General features: G+C 71.7%; 18 protein-coding genes. 14 read left to right on the top strand and 4 right to left on the bottom strand.

All coding sequences use genetic code 11. From position 1 onward, the window contains the following. The 5 genes from ABZZ74_RS12030 to ABZZ74_RS12050 form a co-directional block, all read left to right on the top strand. The coding region (locus ABZZ74_RS12030) for an alpha-glucosidase C-terminal domain-containing protein (RefSeq protein ID WP_356763758.1) at positions 1-465 on the top strand (465 nt) is incomplete at its 5' end. Between the two features lie 25 nt (positions 466-490). Further along, on the top strand, positions 491-2215 hold the full coding sequence (gene treS, locus ABZZ74_RS12035; protein WP_356763760.1) for a maltose alpha-D-glucosyltransferase: 1725 nt from the start codon (positions 491-493) through the stop codon (positions 2213-2215). Between the two features lie 35 nt (positions 2216-2250). Further along, complete coding sequence (locus ABZZ74_RS12040) at positions 2251-3612, top strand: maltokinase (RefSeq protein ID WP_356763762.1); 1362 nt, start codon at positions 2251-2253, stop codon at positions 3610-3612. 4 nt (positions 3613-3616) lie between these two features. Next, positions 3617-5821 carry a 1,4-alpha-glucan branching enzyme gene (gene glgB, locus ABZZ74_RS12045; protein ID WP_356763764.1) on the top strand — a complete coding sequence of 735 codons (2205 nt, stop codon included), beginning with the start codon at positions 3617-3619 and terminating at the stop codon, positions 5819-5821. A 62-nt stretch (positions 5822-5883) separates the two neighbouring features. Continuing rightward, positions 5884-6972 carry a glutamate--cysteine ligase gene (locus ABZZ74_RS12050; RefSeq protein WP_356763766.1) on the top strand — a complete coding sequence of 363 codons (1089 nt, stop codon included), beginning with the start codon at positions 5884-5886 and terminating at the stop codon, positions 6970-6972. A gap of 11 nt (positions 6973-6983) precedes the next feature. Here ABZZ74_RS12050 and ABZZ74_RS12055 read toward each other — a convergent pair whose 3' ends face one another. Then, on the bottom strand, positions 6984-7217 hold the full coding sequence (locus ABZZ74_RS12055) for a DUF6480 family protein (protein ID WP_356763768.1): 234 nt from the start codon (positions 7215-7217) through the stop codon (positions 6984-6986). Positions 7218-7370: 153 nt separating this feature from the next. Between ABZZ74_RS12055 and ABZZ74_RS12060 the strand changes: the two genes are divergently transcribed. Then, on the top strand, positions 7371-9278 hold the full coding sequence (locus ABZZ74_RS12060; protein ID WP_356763770.1) for an AMP-dependent synthetase/ligase: 1908 nt from the start codon (positions 7371-7373) through the stop codon (positions 9276-9278). A gap of 77 nt (positions 9279-9355) precedes the next feature. Then, on the top strand, positions 9356-9790 hold the full coding sequence (locus tag ABZZ74_RS12065) for an ATP-binding protein (protein ID WP_356763772.1): 435 nt from the start codon (positions 9356-9358) through the stop codon (positions 9788-9790). A gap of 21 nt (positions 9791-9811) precedes the next feature. Here ABZZ74_RS12065 and ABZZ74_RS12070 read toward each other — a convergent pair whose 3' ends face one another. Beyond that, entirely contained in the window at positions 9812-10240 is a 429-nt protein-coding gene (locus ABZZ74_RS12070) for an ATP-binding protein (protein WP_356763774.1), read from the bottom strand. 170 nt (positions 10241-10410) lie between these two features. After that, positions 10411-10743 carry an STAS domain-containing protein gene (locus ABZZ74_RS12075; RefSeq protein ID WP_356763776.1) on the bottom strand — a complete coding sequence of 111 codons (333 nt, stop codon included), beginning with the start codon at positions 10741-10743 and terminating at the stop codon, positions 10411-10413. Positions 10744-10967: 224 nt separating this feature from the next. Here ABZZ74_RS12075 and ABZZ74_RS12080 point away from each other — a divergent pair, with 224 nt between their 5' ends. Further along, complete coding sequence (locus ABZZ74_RS12080; protein WP_356763778.1) at positions 10968-11342, top strand: STAS domain-containing protein; 375 nt, start codon at positions 10968-10970, stop codon at positions 11340-11342. A 79-nt stretch (positions 11343-11421) separates the two neighbouring features. Here ABZZ74_RS12080 and ABZZ74_RS12085 read toward each other — a convergent pair whose 3' ends face one another. Continuing rightward, positions 11422-11853: a MarR family transcriptional regulator gene (locus ABZZ74_RS12085; protein WP_356763780.1), complete on the bottom strand. Its 432-nt coding sequence runs from the start codon at positions 11851-11853 to the stop codon at positions 11422-11424. Between the two features lie 184 nt (positions 11854-12037). Here ABZZ74_RS12085 and ABZZ74_RS12090 point away from each other — a divergent pair, with 184 nt between their 5' ends. From ABZZ74_RS12090 to ABZZ74_RS12115, 6 genes are all read left to right on the top strand, one after another. Next, positions 12038-13207, top strand: coding sequence for a PP2C family protein-serine/threonine phosphatase (locus ABZZ74_RS12090; protein WP_356763782.1), 1170 nt, complete (start codon positions 12038-12040; stop codon positions 13205-13207). A gap of 229 nt (positions 13208-13436) precedes the next feature. Then, positions 13437-14342 (top strand): STAS domain-containing protein, encoded by a 906-nt coding sequence (locus ABZZ74_RS12095; protein WP_356763784.1) that lies wholly within the window; start codon positions 13437-13439, stop codon positions 14340-14342. After that, positions 14332-14742 (top strand): STAS domain-containing protein, encoded by a 411-nt coding sequence (locus ABZZ74_RS12100; RefSeq protein ID WP_356763786.1) that lies wholly within the window; start codon positions 14332-14334, stop codon positions 14740-14742. The genes ABZZ74_RS12095 and ABZZ74_RS12100 overlap by 11 nt, the downstream gene beginning before the upstream one ends. After that, positions 14742-15182 (top strand): anti-sigma regulatory factor, encoded by a 441-nt coding sequence (locus ABZZ74_RS12105; RefSeq protein ID WP_356763788.1) that lies wholly within the window; start codon positions 14742-14744, stop codon positions 15180-15182. The genes ABZZ74_RS12100 and ABZZ74_RS12105 overlap by 1 nt, the downstream gene beginning before the upstream one ends. Beyond that, a complete protein-coding gene (locus ABZZ74_RS12110) occupies positions 15182-16240 on the top strand; it encodes an ATP-binding SpoIIE family protein phosphatase (protein ID WP_356763790.1) in 1059 nt (352 codons plus the stop codon). The genes ABZZ74_RS12105 and ABZZ74_RS12110 overlap by 1 nt, the downstream gene beginning before the upstream one ends. Then, positions 16237-17967 carry a SpoIIE family protein phosphatase gene (locus tag ABZZ74_RS12115; RefSeq protein WP_356763792.1) on the top strand — a complete coding sequence of 577 codons (1731 nt, stop codon included), beginning with the start codon at positions 16237-16239 and terminating at the stop codon, positions 17965-17967. Before ABZZ74_RS12110 ends, ABZZ74_RS12115 begins: the two co-directional genes overlap by 4 nt. Positions 17968-18023: the final 56 nt, after the last annotated feature.

Here is an 18023-nt window from a genome sequence, read left to right on the forward strand (position 1 = left end):
GGCTACGAACTGTGCGAGAACATCCCCCTGCGCGAGGGCAGCGAGGAGTACCTCGACTCCGAGAAGTACCAGCTGCGCCCCCGCGACTGGGAGACGGCCGAACGCGAGGGCCGCACCATCACCCCCCTCATCACCCGCCTCAATGCCGTCAGGAGGCGCCACCCGGCCCTCCGCCGGCTGCGCAACCTCCGCTTCCACCACACCGACAACGACATGGTCCTCGCGTACAGCAAGACCACGGACCGGGACAGCGTCCTCGTCGTCGTCAACCTCGATCCGCACCACACCCAGGAGGCCACGGTCTCGTTGGACATGCCGCAACTCGGCCTGGAGTGGCACGCACTCATGTCCGCGCACGACGAACTGACGGGTGAGACCTACCGCTGGGGCAGGAACAACTATGTGTGCCTGGAACCGGGGCGGTCCCCGGCACACGTGCTCCACATCCAGCGGTCGTCCACGTAGCCATCGATCGGAGGGTCACAGCGTCATGACTGTCAACCAGCCCGTCCCGGACACCTTCGAGGACACTCCTGCCAAGGACCGGGACCCGGAGTGGTTCAAGCGCGCGGTGTTCTACGAGGTCCTCGTCCGTTCCTTCCAGGACAGCAACGGCGACGGCGTCGGCGACCTCAAGGGCCTGACCGCCAAGCTGGACTACCTGCAGTGGCTGGGTGTCGACTGCCTGTGGCTGCCGCCCTTCTTCAAATCACCCCTCCGCGACGGCGGTTACGACGTCTTGGACTACACCGCCGTACTGCCGGAGTTCGGGGATCTCGCCGACTTCGTGGAGTTCGTCGACGCCGCCCACCAGCGCGGTATGCGGGTGATCATCGACTTCGTCATGAACCACACCAGCGACCAGCACCCGTGGTTCCAGGAGTCCCGCAAGGACCCCGACGGCCCCTACGGCGACTACTACATGTGGGCCGACGACGACAAGCAGTACCCGGACGCCCGGATCATCTTCGTCGACACCGAGGCCTCCAACTGGACCTTCGACCCGGTGCGGGGTCAGTACTTCTTCCACCGTTTCTTCTCCCACCAGCCGGACCTCAACTACGAGAACCCGGCCGTCCAGGAGGAGATCCTGGCCGCCCTCCGCTTCTGGCTGGACCTCGGCATCGACGGCTTCCGCCTCGACGCCGTCCCCTATCTCTACGCGGCCGAGGGCACCAACTGCGAGAACCTCCCGGCCACCCATGAGTTCCTCAAGCGCGTCCGCCGTGAGATCGACCTCCACTACCCGGACACCGTGCTCCTGGCCGAGGCCAACCAGTGGCCCGAGGACGTCGTCGACTACTTCGGCGACTACGACTCCGGCGGCGACGAGTGCCACATGGCCTTCCACTTCCCGGTCATGCCCCGCATCTTCATGGCCGTACGACGCGAATCCCGCTATCCCGTCTCCGAGATCCTCGCCAAGACCCCCGCCATCCCCTCCAACTGCCAGTGGGGCATCTTCCTGCGCAACCACGACGAGCTGACCCTGGAGATGGTCACCGACGAGGAACGCGACTACATGTGGGCCGAGTACGCCAAGGACCCGCGGATGCGCGCCAACATCGGCATCCGCAGGCGCCTGGCCCCCCTCCTCGACAACGACCGCCACTCCATCGAGCTGTTCACCGCCCTGCTGCTCGCCCTGCCGGGATCACCGATCCTGTACTACGGCGACGAGATCGGCATGGGCGACAACATCTGGCTCGGCGACCGCGACGCCGTCCGCACCCCCATGCAGTGGACGCCTGACCGCAACGCCGGCTTCTCCACCTGCGACCCCGGACGGCTCACCCTGCCGACGATCATGGACCCGGTCTACGGCTACCAGGTCACCAACGTCGAGGCCTCGATGGCCTCCCCGTCCTCGCTGCTGCACTGGACGCGCCGCATGATCGAGATCCGTAAGCAGAACCCGGCCTTCGGCCTCGGGTCCTACACGGAGCTGCAGTCCTCCAACCCGGCGGTGCTGGCCTTCCTGCGCGAGTACGAGGACGACCTGGTGCTCTGTGTGAACAACTTCGCGCGGTTCGCGCAGCCCACCGAACTCGACCTGCGCGAGTTCGCCGGACGCCACCCGGTCGAGCTGTTCGGCGGGGTCCGCTTCCCCGCCATCGGCGAGCTGCCGTACCTGCTGACCCTCGGGGGCCACGGCTTCTACTGGTTCCGGCTCACCCGAGTCGCATCCCGCATCGGCCGACGCCCATCGGCGTGAGCTTCGAGCGTGTGCCGAGGAAAGGACGCGTCACCATGCAGAAGACCGCAACTCCCCGACCAGGCCGTACCGTCGACGCGGGCCCCATGGCCTCGCTCGCCGGACTGCTGCGCGAATGGCTGCCCCGGCAGCGCTGGTTCGCGGGCAAGGACCGGCCCGTCACGGACCTGGCCCTGGTGTCCATGACGGAGCTGTTCCCGGGCTGTCTGCATCTGCTGGTGCACGCCGGTCACGGCGGAGTGCCCACGCCCGGTGGCACTCCTCCGGCCGGTGACTGCTACCAACTGCTGCTCGGCGTACGCCGTCATCCCTCGCCCCGCCTCGGCCGGGCGCTGATCGGACGCGCCGAGGAGGGACCGCTGGCCGGTCTGACCGTCTTCGACGCGCTCCAGGATCCCCGCTCGGCCCAGTTGCTCCTGGAGCGGCTGCGCCGGCCCGGGACGGCCGGCCCTCTACGCTTCGAGACCGCCCCTTCCCTGACGGTCCCGAGCGGGCTCGTGCCGCGGCTGATGGACGCCGAGCAGTCCAACACCTCCCTGGTGTACGGGGACGCGTTCATCCTGAAGCTCTTCCGGCGTGTGCAGCCCGGGATCAACCCGGACCTGGAGGTGCCGGAGGCGCTGGCCGAACAGGACTGCCGGCGCGTGCCGGCGCCGGTGGCCTGGTTCCGTACGACGCATCCGCAGGAGGCCACCCTCGGGGTGCTGCAGCCGTTCCTGCGGGACGCGCACGACGGCTGGGCGCTGGCGTTGCGCGCGCTCGCCACGGGCGACGACTTCACCGCGCAGGCCCGCCAGTTGGGCCAGGCCACGGCCGAGGTGCATCTCGCGCTGGCCGCGGCCTTCCCGGCCGGTGCGCACGACGAGAGCGTGCGCACGGCCTCCGCGATGACCGAACGTCTGGACGCGGCCGCCCACGCCGTGCCCGCCCTGCGCCCGTACGTGCCGGGACTGCGTGCCGCCTTCGGCACGCTGGTCGCCTGCGACCCCGGCCCCCCCGCCCAGCGCATCCACGGTGATCTCCATCTGGGCCAGGTCCTGCGGGCCGGCCGGGACTGGTTCGTCATCGACTTCGAGGGGGAGCCGTCCCGTCCCCTCGCCGAACGGCGTGCCGCGCAGTCCCCGGTGCGGGACATCGCGGGCATGCTGCGGTCCTTCGACTACGCGGCCCGGCAGCGCCGCCCCTGGCGTCCCGAATGGGCGCGCCGCTGCCGGGAGGCGTTCTGCGCCGGCTACGCCGACCGGGCCGGCTGGGACCCGCGCAAGAAGCACGGCCTGTTGCGCGCCTACGAGACCGACCGGGCCGTGTACGAAGTGCTCTACGAGGCCAGACACCGTCCGGACTGGCTTCCCGTTCCCATGGCGGCGATCGAGCGTCTCGCCGTAAGAGGAGGCTGAAGCCGTGGCCCTGCGCGACACCTCATTCCCCGAGCCCTCCGGCCCGGCGCAGCCCCAGGCCGCGCCGCCCCTGGACCCCGGCGATCGTGAACGCCTGCTGTCCGGCCGGCACCACGACCCGCACGCGTTGCTGGGCGCCCATCCGGTGCCCGGCGGCATCGCGGTGCGGGCGCTGCGCCCGTACGCCTGCTCGGTCACCGTCGTGATGGGCGGCAGGCGCGAGAAGCTGGTCTCCGAGGGCGACGGCCTCTTCTCCGGCGTGCTGCCGCTCGACGAGATCCCCGCCTACACGCTGGCGGTGCGCTACGACGACGAGGAGCACGAGACGGCCGACCCGTACCGTTTCCTGCCCGCGCTCGGCGAGCTGGATCTGCATCTCATCCGCGAGGGCCGGCACGAGCAGCTGTGGAAGGCGCTGGGTGCCGAGCCGATGACCCACGAGGGCGTGACCGGCACCCGGTTCACCGTGTGGGCACCCAATGCCCAAGGGGTGCGGGTCGCCGGGGAGTTCACCTGCTGGGACGGGACGGCACTGCCGATGCGCTCGCTGGGCGCCTCGGGCGTGTGGGAGCTGTTCGTGCCCGGCATCGGCGAGGGCGCCCGCTACAAGTTCGAGATCACCTCGCGGTACGGCAGCCGGTTCCTCAAGGCCGACCCGATGGCCCGCCGCACGGAGGCGCCGCCCGACACGGCGTCCGTGGTGACGGCCGCGCACCACGAGTGGGGCGACGCGGAGTGGATGGCCCGGCGCGGCCGGACACCGGTGCACCAGGCGCCCTTCTCCGTGTACGAGGTCCATCTGCCGTCCTGGCGCGCGGGATTGACATACCGTGAGCTGGCCGAGCAGTTGCCCGCGTACGTCAAGGACCTCGGCTTCACCCACGTCGAGCTGATGCCGGTCGCCGAGCACCCCTACGGGCCGTCCTGGGGCTACCAGGTCACCGGCTTCTACGCGCCGACGGCCCGTCTCGGCAGCCCCGACGACTTCCGGTACCTGATCGACGCCCTGCACCGGGCCGGCATCGGGGTGATCATGGACTGGGTGCCGGCGCACTTCCCCAAGGACGACTGGGCGTTGGCCCGCTTCGACGGCGACCCGCTGTACGAGCCCGGGGACGAGCGGCGTGCCGAGCATCCGGACTGGGGCACCTACGAGTTCGACCTCGGGCGCACCGAAGTGCGCAACTTCCTGGTCGCCAACGCCGTCTACTGGTGCGAGGAGTTCCACATCGACGGGCTGCGCGTCGACGCCGTCGCCTCCATGCTGTACCTGGACTACTCACGGGACTCCGGACAGTGGTCGCCCAATGTGTTCGGCGGCCGGGAGGACCTGGACGCGGTGGCGTTCCTGCAGGAGATGAACGCGACCGTGTACCGACGGGCGCCCGGTGTGGTGACCATCGCCGAGGAGTCGACCGCCTGGGACGGAGTGACCCGCCCCACCGACAGCGGCGGACTCGGGTTCGGGCTGAAGTGGAACATGGGCTGGATGCACGACTCGCTCGGCTACATCGTGCACGAGCCGGTGCACCGCAAGTACCACCACAACGAGATGACGTTCTCGATGGTGTACGCGTACAGCGAGAACTACGTGCTGCCGATCTCCCACGACGAGGTCGTCCACGGCAAGCAGGCGCTGGTGTCGAAGATGCCCGGCGACTGGTGGCAGCAGCGGGCCACCCACCGCGCGTACCTGGGCTTCATGTGGTCCCACCCGGGCAAGCAACTGCTGTTCATGGGACAGGAGTTCGCGCAGGGCGCCGAGTGGACGGAGACGCACGGCCCGGACTGGTGGCTGCTGGATCCCGGCTACAGCGCCGAGCCCGATCACCGTGGGGTGCGGGACCTGGTCCGCGACCTCAACACCGTCTACCTGGACACCCCGGCACTGTGGCAGCGCGACAGCGATCCGGACGGTTTCCGCTGGGTGCTGGGCGACGCGGCCGAGGACAACGTCTTCGCCTTCCTGCGCTTCGCCGCCGACGGCAGCCCGCTGCTGGCCGTCTCCAACTTCTCCCCCGTCGTGCGCCACGACTACCGTCTCCACGTCGGCGACGAGGTCCCGGTCTGGCGCGAGAGGCTCAACACCGACGCCGCCCGCTACGGCGGCGGCGACGTCGTCAACGCGGAGGACCTCAAGCCCGACGACGGGAAGATCACCGTCACCCTGCCGCCGCTCGCCGCGGTCTGGTTCACCCCGTTGCAATGACGATCAGCGGGGTACTCGATGGCGTCGTAACGGTGGCGATGTCATAGAGAGGCGGCCTGAAGGTGCGGACCGTCGGTGTGGAGGAGGAGCTCCTCCTGGTGGACCCGGAGACCGGTGAGCCGAAGGCGTCGTCCGCCGCGGTGCTCGCCCGTGCGGAGCACGACGGCTCCGGCGAGGGGGTGTTCGAGAAGGAGCTTTACGGCCAGATGCTGGAGTTCGCCACGCATCCCCAGGCCGATATGGCGGATCTGAGCGCGGAGATCGTGCGGTGCCGCAAGGAGGCCGGCCGGCACGCCGGGGAGATCGGGTGCACGGTCGCCGCGCTCGCCACCTCCCCGCTGCCGGTCAGTCCGTCGGTCGGGATGGGCAGCCGCTACCAGTGGATGGCCGAGCAGTACGGCCTCGCCGCGCAGGAGCCGCTCGTGTGCGGCTGCCACGTCCATGTGGCCGTCGACTCCGACGAGGAGGGCGTCGCGGTCATCGACCGCATCCGTCCCTGGCTGTCGGTACTGGCGGCGCTGAGCTCCAACTCCCCTTTCTGGCAGGGGCAGGACACGCGGTACGCCAGCTATCGCAGCCGGGTGTGGCAGCGCTGGCCGTCGGCCGGGCCGACCGAGGTGTTCGGGTCGGCCGAGCGCTATCACCGGCGGGTGGCGGACATGGTCGCGAGCGGGGTGATCCTCGACGAGGGGATGGTCTACTTCGACGTCAGGCTCTCCCAGCAGTACCCGACGGTGGAGCTCCGGGTCGCCGACGTCTGTCTGCACGCCGACACGGCCGTTCTGGTCGCCCTGCTGGCCCGGGGGCTCGTGGAGACCGCGGCGCGGGAGTGGCGGGCCGGACGCGAGCCGGTCGACCACAGCGTCAGCCTGCTGCGGCTGGCCGCCTGGCGGGCCGCCCGCTCCGGCCTCGAGGAGGAGCTGCTGCACCCGGCGACCATGCGCCGGATGCCCGCCGAGTCCGTGGTGGCCGGGCTGCTGGAGCATGTCGGGGAGGCTCTGGAGGAGACCGGCGACCTGGAGCGCGCCCGCACGAGCTGCGCCAGGCTGCTGGGGGGTGACACCGGCGCGGGCATCCAGCGCCGGCTGCTCGCGGAGACCGACAGCCTGCGCGAGGTCGTCACCGCCTGCGCCCGTCAGACCCAGGCGTGAGACGGACGTACTCAGAAGATCATGGCGAGGGCGAACGCGAGGAAGCCCGCGGCGATCAGCACGACCACGAGGAGGATCAGCGCCACGGGCGCCTTCGCCCAGCCCTTGGGCGGATTGTGCCGCTCCAGCGGCCCCGCCTCCGGCATGCTGCTCTCCGCGGGCGGGGTCTCGCCGGGCGGCACTCCGCCGCCGGGCTCGAGACCGGTGGTGCGTTCGGGTTCCGGATCGGGATTGACGTAACTCATGCCCCCCGGGTCCCCCCGACACGGCGAGATCATCACGGCTCCGCAACTTCGCACGTTCCGGTCACCATCCGCACCCACCTGGGCTAGATTCGAGCACCGTCGACAACAGAGATCGTCGGCAGGGTCACCCTCCGTACACCCCAGGAGCAGCGCATGCGCAACGTCGCCCTCGCTCCCCCCTCCGTCGCGCCCCTGACCGGCGGGCTGGCCGACAGCATCTTCGACACGGCGGCCGCCGACCCGACGCTCGCGGTGCTGGCCCGCCGCACGGACCCCGCCTCCCGCGCCTGGGAGGAGGTGACCGCCGTGGAACTGCGCGACGAGGTGGTGGACCTGGCCAAGGGCCTGGTGGCGTCCGGGATCTCCCCCGGCCACCGCGTGGCGATCATGGCGCGCACCCGCTACGAGTGGACGGTCCTCAGCTACGCCCTGTGGGCGCTGGGCGCGGAGGTCGTCCCCATCTACCCGACGTCCTCCCGCGACCAGGTGGAATGGATGCTGCGGGACGCCGGCTGCGTGGCGGTGGTGGTGGAGGACGAGCAGGCCGTGATGACGGTCGGCTCGGTGTGCGGGGCGCTGCCGCGGCTGCGGCATGTGTGGCAGCTGGACGCGGGGGCGCTGGCCGATCTGGTGAAGCGGGGCGCGCTCATCCCGCTGGCGACCGTCGACTCGCTGCGCCGTATCGTCCTGCCCGACTCCACCGCCGCCGTCACCTACACCTCCGGCACGACAGGTCATCCCCTGGGCTGCGCGCTGAGCCACCGCAATCTGGCCAGCGCCTGCGACACCCTGCTCGCCGGCTGGGGCCACACGGTGGTGCCGCCCGGCGAGCGGCAGGGCTCGGTGCTGGCCTTCCTGCCCTTCTCCCATGTCTACGGGCTGCTGGTGCAGACGCTGTGCGTGCGCGGCGGCCTGGTGATGGGGCATGAGCCCGATCTGAGCGAGGAGGCGCTGTCGGCGGGCCTGCGGTCCTTCCGCCCCACCTACCTCTGCGCCGTGCCCTCCCTGTTCGAGAGGATCTACAAGAACTTCCTGCACGCCTCCCAGGAGGCGGGCCGCGGCGCCCTGTTCGAGCGGGCCGCGGACACAGCACGGGACTTCGCGGCCGCGCTGGAACGGCAGCGGCTGGGCGGCGGTTCCGGCCCCGGCTTCGACCTGCGGCTGCAACACGCCCTGTTCGAGCGGACGGTGTACCGCAAGCTGCGCGCCGCGCTGGGCGGCAGAGTGATCCGCGCGACCTCGGGCGGCTCGCCCCTCAGCCGTGAACTGTCGCTCTTCTACGAGGGCATCGGCATCTACGTCAACGACGGGTACGGCCTGACGGAGGCCGCCGGCGGAATCACCGCGCAGCCTCTGGGCCGGGAGATGTCGGGGACCGTCGGACAGGCACTGCCGGGCACCGACATCGCCGTGGCCGAGGACGGGGAGATCCTGGTGCGCGGGCCCTCGGTGTTCCAGGGCTACATCAACGACGAGGCCGCGACCCGGGCCGCGCTGCGCGGCGGCTGGCTGGCCACCGGGGACATCGGGCACCTGGACTCCGACGGGTACCTGACGATCACCGGCCGCAAGAAGGACATCATCGTCACCAGCAGCGGCAAGAGCGTCGCCCCGGCCGCCCTGGAGCAGCGGCTGCGGATGCACCCGCTGATCCATCAGGCGGTCGTCGTCGGCGACAACCGTCCCTGTGTGGGCGCGCTGATCACGCTGGACCCGCTGTTCCTGGCGTACTGGCGCCGCTCCTTGGCGCTGCAGAGCACCACGCCCAGCCGGGAGGCCCGGGAGGAGAACGCGCTGCGGGAGGAGATCGGGCGTGCGGTGGCCGCGGCCAACAGCTCCGTCTCGCGTCCGGAGTCGATCCGGGTCTTCCGGGTGCTGCCCGAGCCGTTCGACGTGACGAACGGAATGCTGACCCCGTCCATGAAGCTGCGGCGGGACGCGATCGTCAAGCACTACGCTTTCGAGATCGACGCGATGTACCAGGCACGCGCGCGTCCGGCCCGGCAGAACATGCCCGACGAGCTGTCCAGCTGGGACGAGGCGGACAATGTGTTCCGATGAGCTCTGCTCGGGAACCTGGGACGGGTAGGACATCCCAGCAAGGACGACAGCCCCGCGGCATCGGGCGGGAAGGCGAGATGGCAACCGAGCGGCGTTGGGAAAGAGGACTTCCTTCGGGTCACCTCCCGGAGCGGGCCACGCGTTTCCCCGGCGAGGTCCACAATGTGACGGACGCGCGTCTGGACGCGGAGCGGTTCCTGGAGGATCTCAGCGAGGTGACGCCGTCGGCGGCCCCCGAGCACTGGGACGACATCCTGCTGGTGGTCACGGAACTCGCCGCGAACGCGATCCAGTACGCGCCAGGGCCCTTCGAACTCCGGCTGCGGCAGACCTTCGACGGGGTGCACGTGATCATGCACGACACGAGCACCACCCCGCCCGCCCCCCGTCCGTTCCGTCCCGACGGCGGTGGCGGCGGGGTCGGCTGGCATCTGATCCACACCCTGTGCGACCAGGTCAGTGTCACCACGACCGACAGCGGCAAGGACATCCACGTCTTCCTGCCCTGGTGAGCGGGGCAGGGAAGCGGTTCTTCAGGCCGGCTGCCCGGCTTCCGGAGCGCTGCGCTCCACGGCCCGCAGCGGGACCAGCACACTGATGGTCTTTCCGCCCCCGGGACGGCGTGCGACGGTGACCTCGCGGGCCAGGCGCACGACCAGCGGCCAGCCGTAGCCGCTGCCCCGGTGCCCCACGGGCAGCGCGCCGGACCCGTACATGACCTCGGGCACCACGTCGCTGTTGTCGTGGACGGCGAGCCGGAGTCCGTCCGGCCTGGGGACGAGCTCCAGTCCCGCCAGTCCCCCGGCGTGCCGGATCGCGTTGGTGACGAGCTCCGACACGACGAGCAGCAGATCGATGACGTCCTCTTCGCAGGCCGTGCGGTCCGCGGTGTCCCACTGCTCGCGCACCACCGAACGCGCGTAGTCACGCGCCGTCGCCGCCGTCGTGACCGGCGGCCTCACCGCTGCGTCAGCCTCGTGGTCCCGGTCACCTCGAACAGCCCTTCAACGCTTCCGTGGCCACACTCACGCTGTCTCTTCCTTCCGGACGGGGGGCCGGGATCACGGCCGTTTGTTTCCCAGCAGTTACCCGGCTGCTCCGTCCGCATTCTGCACAGCGAGAGCGAGGCCCGTCACGTCAGGGGCGGCGCCAGATACGTCTGCCAGCCTCCCTCGGGCCACAGTTCGGCGGCGTGGACGAGGAGCCTGCGCGGCTGCGGACCCAGGCCGGAAACCTTCAGCAGCCCGCCGTTGCGGGCGACGGACCGGTCCGCGACATGAACGACGTACAGCAGGGACGAGTCGGCGAAAGCGACGCCGGTGAGGTCGAGGGTGAGCCGCCGTACCGACACGGGAAGTCCTGCCACCGCGCTTTCGACGGCGGGACGGCTGCGGTTGTCGAGGTCGGTGTCCACGGTGAGCGTGGCGGTTCGGCCGCCGGGGCTCAGTGAGATGTGCGCGCCCATGCTTCGTGTCCCCCTTCCATGGGGGTTGGTGGCCGGGTGACGGCCTGCGGGCTCCCCCACCGTGTCACGAACCGCCAGGCACGTCGAACCGCTCTCCGAAGGTCCGCACGCATGCCGGACGGGATCAGGGGTAACTGCGGATGCGGCTGTCCGCTCGCGTGCGTGGGAACCGATCACGCGGGTAACCGGCCTGGCCGTAGCACTCGTTGTTGTCGGAGGTAGACGTGTCCATTGCCCACAACCCCCTGTCCGTCGAGGTCAGCCTGCCCGGTGAGGACGTGGCGCTGGTCACGGTGAAGGGCTACCTGGACGTCGACACGGCGACGGAGTTCCAGCACCATCTGGCCAACCAGTTGCATCACGGCCGTAGGCACTTCCTGCTGGATCTCACGGATGTGCCGTTCATGGACTCCTCCGGCATGAACATCATTCTCCGCGTCTACCAGGAGGCCAGGGAGCTGCCCGGGAGTGTGCACATCATCTCTCCCACGCCCGCCGTGCGGCGGATTCTCGACCTGACCGGTGTGAGCATCACGGTGCCCGTCTCGGAGAGCGTCGAGGAGGCGCTGGCCCTCGTCGACCAGGCACGGGAGAAGTGACGGTTGCCGTTTGACAATTGTGCGGTCCGGACAACAGAGTGAGCGCGCCAGCGCGGAAGGGATCAGGAATGGGCCGGTGTCAGGCGGTACGTGCCGCGGAGGATTCGTCCTCGTGGATCGCCGCCGCCGCGGCCGCGCAGAAGGCCTCCAGGCTGTCGAGCAGTGAGGTCCGCCGGTCGGCCGGCATCCGGTCGAGCACGGACTGCAGGGTCGTCTCCCGGCGCAGTCGCAGGTCCGTCAGAAAGGCCCTGCCGTGTCGGCTCAGATGAAGCTGCAGCTCCCGCCGGTTGGTGAGCGGGGTCCTGCGCTCCACGAACCCGACGGCCTGCAGCCGGTCGCACAGGCGGCTCGTCGAGGGGGGCGTGGAGCCCAGCGCGTCCGCGAGCGTGCGCAGGTTGATGCCCTCGTTGTGCTCCAGGATGAACAGGACACGCAACTGCGAGGCGGAGACCGGTGCCGTCGAGGCCCTGCCCCACAGCACCTCCAGCAGTTCGGCCGCCCGGGCGGTCACACGCGCGGTCTCCTGGGGTCGCGGGCGCGGATGCGGGGTCGTCACCCGGACACTGTCGCAGCCTTCCCGACCCCTGTCAGCTCACCTCCGGCGCACGCGGCGCTCGGCGCGAGCAGCGGACGGCGGCGTCCGCGGGCCTCGTCCCCGACGGCGCTCCCCCGCACGAAATGGTGTGACGAAGAGCATGAACAGACTCATGGCCGCCGAGCGTGCCCTGCGCTCGGCGGCTCCGCACCGGTTGGCGACGACCGTCCGCGAGGTGCTCTGCGGCCTGTACGAAGCGGAGTACGCCGAGTTCCGCATGGCCGACTACGGGCTGACGGTGTTGCGGCCCGTGTCCCCGCTGACCGGGCCGCCGGAGACGGCGCCCCTGCACGGCAGTGCGGCCGGGCGTGCCTTCGGCGCGCAGCAGCCGATCGAGGAGGACGACGCCGGACGGGTCCGCGTCCATCTGCCGGTCACGGTGCGCGGCGACCGGCTGGGAGTGCTGTCCGTCACCCTGCCGCCCGCGGTGCGGGCACGCACCGATCCGGACGAACTGGCGGAGCTGGCCCGGATCCTGGGGCACGAGGTGGTCGTCGCCGAGCGCCACACGGACGTGTACGCGCAGGCACGGCGCACCGACCGGCTCACGCTCGCCGCGGAGATGCAGTGGCAGTTGCTGCCGGCCCGCTCCAGCGCCCGTGCCGAGTACGCCCTCGGCGCCCAACTGGAGCCCGCCTACGCGGTCTTCGGCGACAACTTCGACTGGTCGGAGTCGCCCGACCGGCTGCTGCTGTACATCACCAACGGCATGGGCGAGGGCATCGACGCCTCCCTGCTGACCAGCCTCGGCATCAACGCGCTGCGCAACGCCCGGCGCGCGGACATCCCGATCTGCGACCAGGCCGCCCTGGCCGACCAGGCGATCTACGCCCAGTACCGGGGCGCGGTCCATCTGTCCGTACTGCTGGTGGACCTGGAACTGGCCACCGGGCGGCTGCAGGTGGTCGACGCGGGCTCGCCGCGGATGCTGCGGCTGCGCGAGGGGACGGTGTCGTTGGTCGACCTGGACGCGCAGCTGCCGCTGGGCATGTTCGAGGAGACCGACTACACCGCCCAGGAGTTGCTGCTGCGGCCCGGCGACCGGCTGCTGTTCGTCAGCGACGGCGTCCATGGCGTGGCCGGGCCGAACGGCGAGAGATACGGGGAGCGGGCGCTGGCGCGGGCGGTCACGGCGACGCGGCTGCTGCCGGCCGCCGATGTGCCGGCCGCGGTCCTGCGGGAACTGGGCGCCCACCGCGGCAGATCGGAACCGGACGACGACGCGCTGGTGGCGTGTGTCGACTGGTTCGGCAAGCAGCCCGCCGACTAGCGGACGGCCCCGGGGGCATCGGATATCGAACGGTGCGGCCCCGGTCGCACGCGTGTCGCGCCGGTACGGACCGGCGGGCCACCCGACGGGATCACCCGACGGGGGCGAGGGCCGGGGCGACCTCGCACCATGACTACAGTTGTCGCCCGGCAAGAGTCGCGGTTTCCGTACCCGGCCGGCGGCGGGTACGGCCGACGCGACGCGGACGACGCGGATGAGGAGTGAGCAGGTGCCGGAGCACGAAACGGCAGAACAGCACGGATCGCCGATACGGGAGGTCGGGGGGTTCCTGCGCCGCCGCCGCGAGCAGATCGCCCAGCGCTGGGCCGACGAGGCCCTCTTCCGGGCCGTCTTCACCATCTCCCGGGACGAGGCCGTGGACGCGGCCCGCACCGTGATCGACGCGCTGGCCCAGGTGGCCGACGCGGAGCGGGCGCACGACGCCGACGCCGCGGGCTTCACCATGGTGCGCGAGCAGTTGGCCCGGATGGGCGCCTCCCGCTCCCGCGCCGGTTTCTCCACGGCACAGGTGTCGAACGAGGTGGACGCCCTGCGCCCGCCGGCGGTGAACCTGCTGATCGCCGATCTCCCGGACGCGTCGCCCGACGAGGTCCTCGAGTGCGCGACCGCCCTCACGGTGCTCATGGGCACCCTGCGGCTGGTCGTCCTGGACACGGCGCTGAACGAGGGCCAGGCGCTCATCGAGCGGCAGCAGCTGCAGTTGCTGGAGGTGGCCACCCCGGTCATCAAGCTGTGGGACGGCATCGTCGCCGTACCCCTGATCGGAACTCTCGACAGCGCCCGCAGCCAGGTCGTGATGGAGACGCTGCTGCAGGCCATCGTCGAACAGCACGCCCGTTTCGCGATCCTGGACATCACCGGCGTGCCCACGGTCGACTCGCTGGTGGCGCAGCATCTGATGAAGACCGTCGCGGCCGCCCGCCTGATGGGCGCCGAGTGCGTCGTCTCCGGCATCCGCCCGGCCATCGCGCAGACCATCGTCCACCTCGGCCTGGACCTGGGCACGGTCCTCACCCGGGCCAGCCTAGCCGACGCGTTGGCGTACGCCCTGCACGAACTGGGCTCCGGCATTATCGCCCCGACGAACGGCGGGGCGGTCCGCGGTGACCGATGACTTCTACCGTGTCCCCCCGCCCCATGTGCCGGTGCTCCGCCTCGGCGACGTCCTGCTGGTCACCCTGCAGGGGGATCTGCACGACAGCACGGCACAGCAGCTGCAGGAAGAGATCGGCGAGACCATCGCGAGCAGCGGGGTGACCGGGGTCGTCATCGACATCTCCGGGGTCGAGATCGTCGACTCCTTCCTGGCCCGGACGCTGGCGGAGATCGCGGCGAACTCCTCACTGCTGGCCGCCCGGACCGTGGTCGCCGGCATGCGGCCCGCGGTCGCGATCACACTGGTGGAGCTCGGGTTGACGCTGCCCGGACTGCGGACCGCCCTCAACACCGAGGCGGCCATGGACCTGCTCGCCGCCGACACGCACCGGCCCGGCGGGCCACGGGAGCATCGGTGATGCCGATGTCCGCAGGCGTGGACGCCTGCCTGCCGATCCGCTCCGACATGGACCTGGCGTGGGTACGGCAGCACGTACGACAGTCCGCCGCCCGACTCGGCTTCGGGCTGGTGGAACAGACGAAACTGGTGACCGCCGCGAGCGAACTGGCCCGCAACACCCTGGTCCACGGCGGGGGCGGCCGCATGGAGTCGGCCCGGGTGACCCGCGGCCGGGCCGTCGGGCTGCGGCTGACCTTCGCCGACGAGGGCGCCGGCATCGCCGACCTGGAGCAGGCGCTGAGCGACGGCTACACCTCCGGCGACGGCCTGGGCCTGGGACTGGGCGGCGCCCGCCGGCTGGTCCACGAGTTCTCCCTGGAGAGCACCCCCGGCGTGGGCACCACGGTCACGGTGATCTCCTGGGCGTCGATGCCGCCGCCCCCGCGCGAGGAACCGTGATGCCGCGCGTGTGGGACGTCCCGGTGCACGACTCGACCCGGGTGCGCGACGCCCGGGTCGCCGCCGAGCGTGCCGCCGCCCTCGCCGGGCTGGACGCCAAGCGCACGGCGGCCCTGTCGCTGGTGGCGACCGAGCTGGCCACGAACCTGGTCAAGCACGCCGGGGGAGGACAGCTGCTGGTCGAGCTCGCGCCGCCCGCCCTGCCCGCCGACGCCTCCGTCCCCGCGCGGCTGGTGCAGATCGCCGCGATCGACCACGGCCCCGGTATCGCCGACGTCACCGCCGCCCTGAGCGACGGTTTCTCCACCGCGCGCTCCCTGGGTGCGGGCCTGGGCACATGCCGGCGGGTCGCGGACGACTTCGCCCTGCACAGCGTCCCCGGGCGGGGCACGGTGGCGCTCGCCCGGATCGGCGCCGCCCCGGGGACCACCCCGGCCGAGGACCCCGCCGCGGTGCGGGCCGGCGGCATCAACGTGCCCTTCGCCAGGGCCGAGTACTCCGGTGACGCCTGGACCTGGGTGCGCGCCGGGCACCGGGCCACCCTGATGCTGGCCGACGGACTGGGACACGGGCCGGAGGCGGCGCGGGCCTCGTCCGCGGCCGTCGAGGAACTGCACCGCTCGGCGCACCTCTCCCCCGCCGACTGTCTCGGGCGTCTCGACAGCGCGCTGCGCGGCACCCGCGGGGCGGCCGTCGCCGTCGCCCAGGTCGACACCGCGGCGGGCCTGCTCCGCTTCGCCGGCGTCGGCAACATCGGGGCCAGGCTGCGTACCGGGGACGCCTGGCGCTCCCTGCTGTCCCGGCCCGGCATCATCGGCGTGCACCGGCCCGGGACACTGCGCGAGGACCGGATGCCGTGGGCGGCCGACGGGACACTGATCCTGCACAGCGACGGCCTGCCGAGCCGCTGGACGCCACCGGCCGAAGCGGCCATGCTGACGGCGGATCCGGCCGTCGTCGCGGCGGGGGTGATCCGCGACGCGGGCAGCGCCGCCCGCCCGGTCCGCGACGACACCGCCGTGGCCGTACTGGCCCCGACCCTGCCGGAGCGCCCATGAAGCGAACATGGCAGATCAGCACCGTCGGCGACGCGGCACGCGCCCGTATCGCCGCCGCGCGTCTCGCCGCCGCGCACGGGGTGACGGCGCTGGACCGGACCCGGCTGGCCACCGCCCTCAGCACCCATCTGCGCCAGTGCCTGACCAAGGGCGGCTCGTGGCGGCTCACCCTCGAGGTCACCCCGGCCCCGGCTCCCGCAGCGCAGAGCGTCCTGCACGCGGTCGTCACCCCCCTGGAAACCACGGAGTCCACCGCGCACACGCCGTGGCGCACCTCCCTCCTGTGCCCCGAGACACCGGCCGCCACGGACGCCTCCATGCCGGCCGACACCCCCTCGGTACTGGCCGAGTCCCTGCTCGGCGCCGACGAGGACGCCGCCCTGGTGCTGGACAAGCTCGCCGAGCAGGAGGAGTTGGTCGCCTTCCTCCGGGACGAGCTGCACCAGACCAACCAGGGCGTGCTCGCCCTGCACGCGGAGCTCGACGCGGCGGGACGTGCCCAGCGCGAGGCCTTCGCCGCCGAGCGCGCCGCCCGCCAGGAGGCGGAGAGCGCCCGCCGCCGGCTGACGTTCCTCGCCGACGCCAGCGCCGTCCTGACCTCCTCGCTCAACCACGACGAGATCGTGCGCCTGCTGCCCGAACTGCTCGTGCCGGAGTACGCCCGCAGCGTCGACGTCTGGCTGTTCGACGGCGACGACGACCGGCGCCCGCCCGCACCGCACCCGGCCGCCGCCGTGCTCGCCGCCCGCACCGGCCGTCCCCAGTACGCCGCCGGCCGCCCCGGCGAGCTGCCCGGGGTCGACGACCGTCCGCCGTCGGCGCTCGATCCCGAACACCCCCTGCTGTGCCTGCCGTTGCCCACCCGCCGGGCGCCGCTGGGGGTCATCACCCTCGCCCCGCCCGGGGACCGCTGGGACCCGGACGACGCCGTCATGCTCATCGAGTTCGCTCGGCGCGCCAGCATCGCGATCGACAACGCCCGGCGCTTCGAGCACAACCGCGACATCGCCGAGACGCTCCAGCGGGCCCTGTTGACGGACCTGCCCAGCGCACCGGGCCTGCGGCTTGCCGCCCGCTATCTGCCCGCCACGCACGGCCTGAACATCGGCGGTGACTGGTACGACGCCTTCCCGCAGCCCGACGGCGGACTGATCGCCGTCGTCGGCGACGTGACCGGGCACGGGCTGCACGCGGCGGTGATGATGAGCCAGCTGCGCACCGCGCTGCGCGCCTACGCCGTGGACGGCGCGGGCCCGGGCACCCTGCTGACCCGGCTGCACACCTTCCTGCACCATCTGCAGCCCGACCTGTACGCCACCGCCGTCATCGCCCGTCTCCACCCCGACGAGCCCACCCTCACCTGGGCCGCCGCCGGTCATCCGCCGCCGGTCCTGCGCACCCCCGACGGCCGGGTGCACACGCTGGACGCCAAGCCCGGCGCGATGCTGGGCATCCCGCTCAGCCAGGAGATCCCGGACCACACGGTGCCCCTGCCGCCCGGCTCGACACTGGCCCTCTACACCGACGGTCTGGTCGAACGCCGTGCCCAGGGCATAGATCCGGGCATCGCCCGCCTCGCGACCGCCCTGGGCGGCTTCGAGCCGGCCGAGCTGGAACGGAACCTGGAGGGCTCGGCCGACCTCATCCTGGACCCGCTGCTGAGCGACTCCGAGCGGGACGACGACGTCTGCCTGCTGCTGTGCCACCTCGCGGAGCAGCGCGGCTAGCCGTTTCCTTGCCTTCTTTGCGGTGCGTTTCCGCAGCCGGGCGGGCATGGTTGTGC

It is taken from the genome of Streptomyces sp. NPDC006476 (genome assembly GCF_040612015.1).
In the GTDB taxonomy this organism is placed as follows: domain Bacteria; phylum Actinomycetota; class Actinomycetes; order Streptomycetales; family Streptomycetaceae; genus Streptomyces; species Streptomyces griseorubiginosus_B.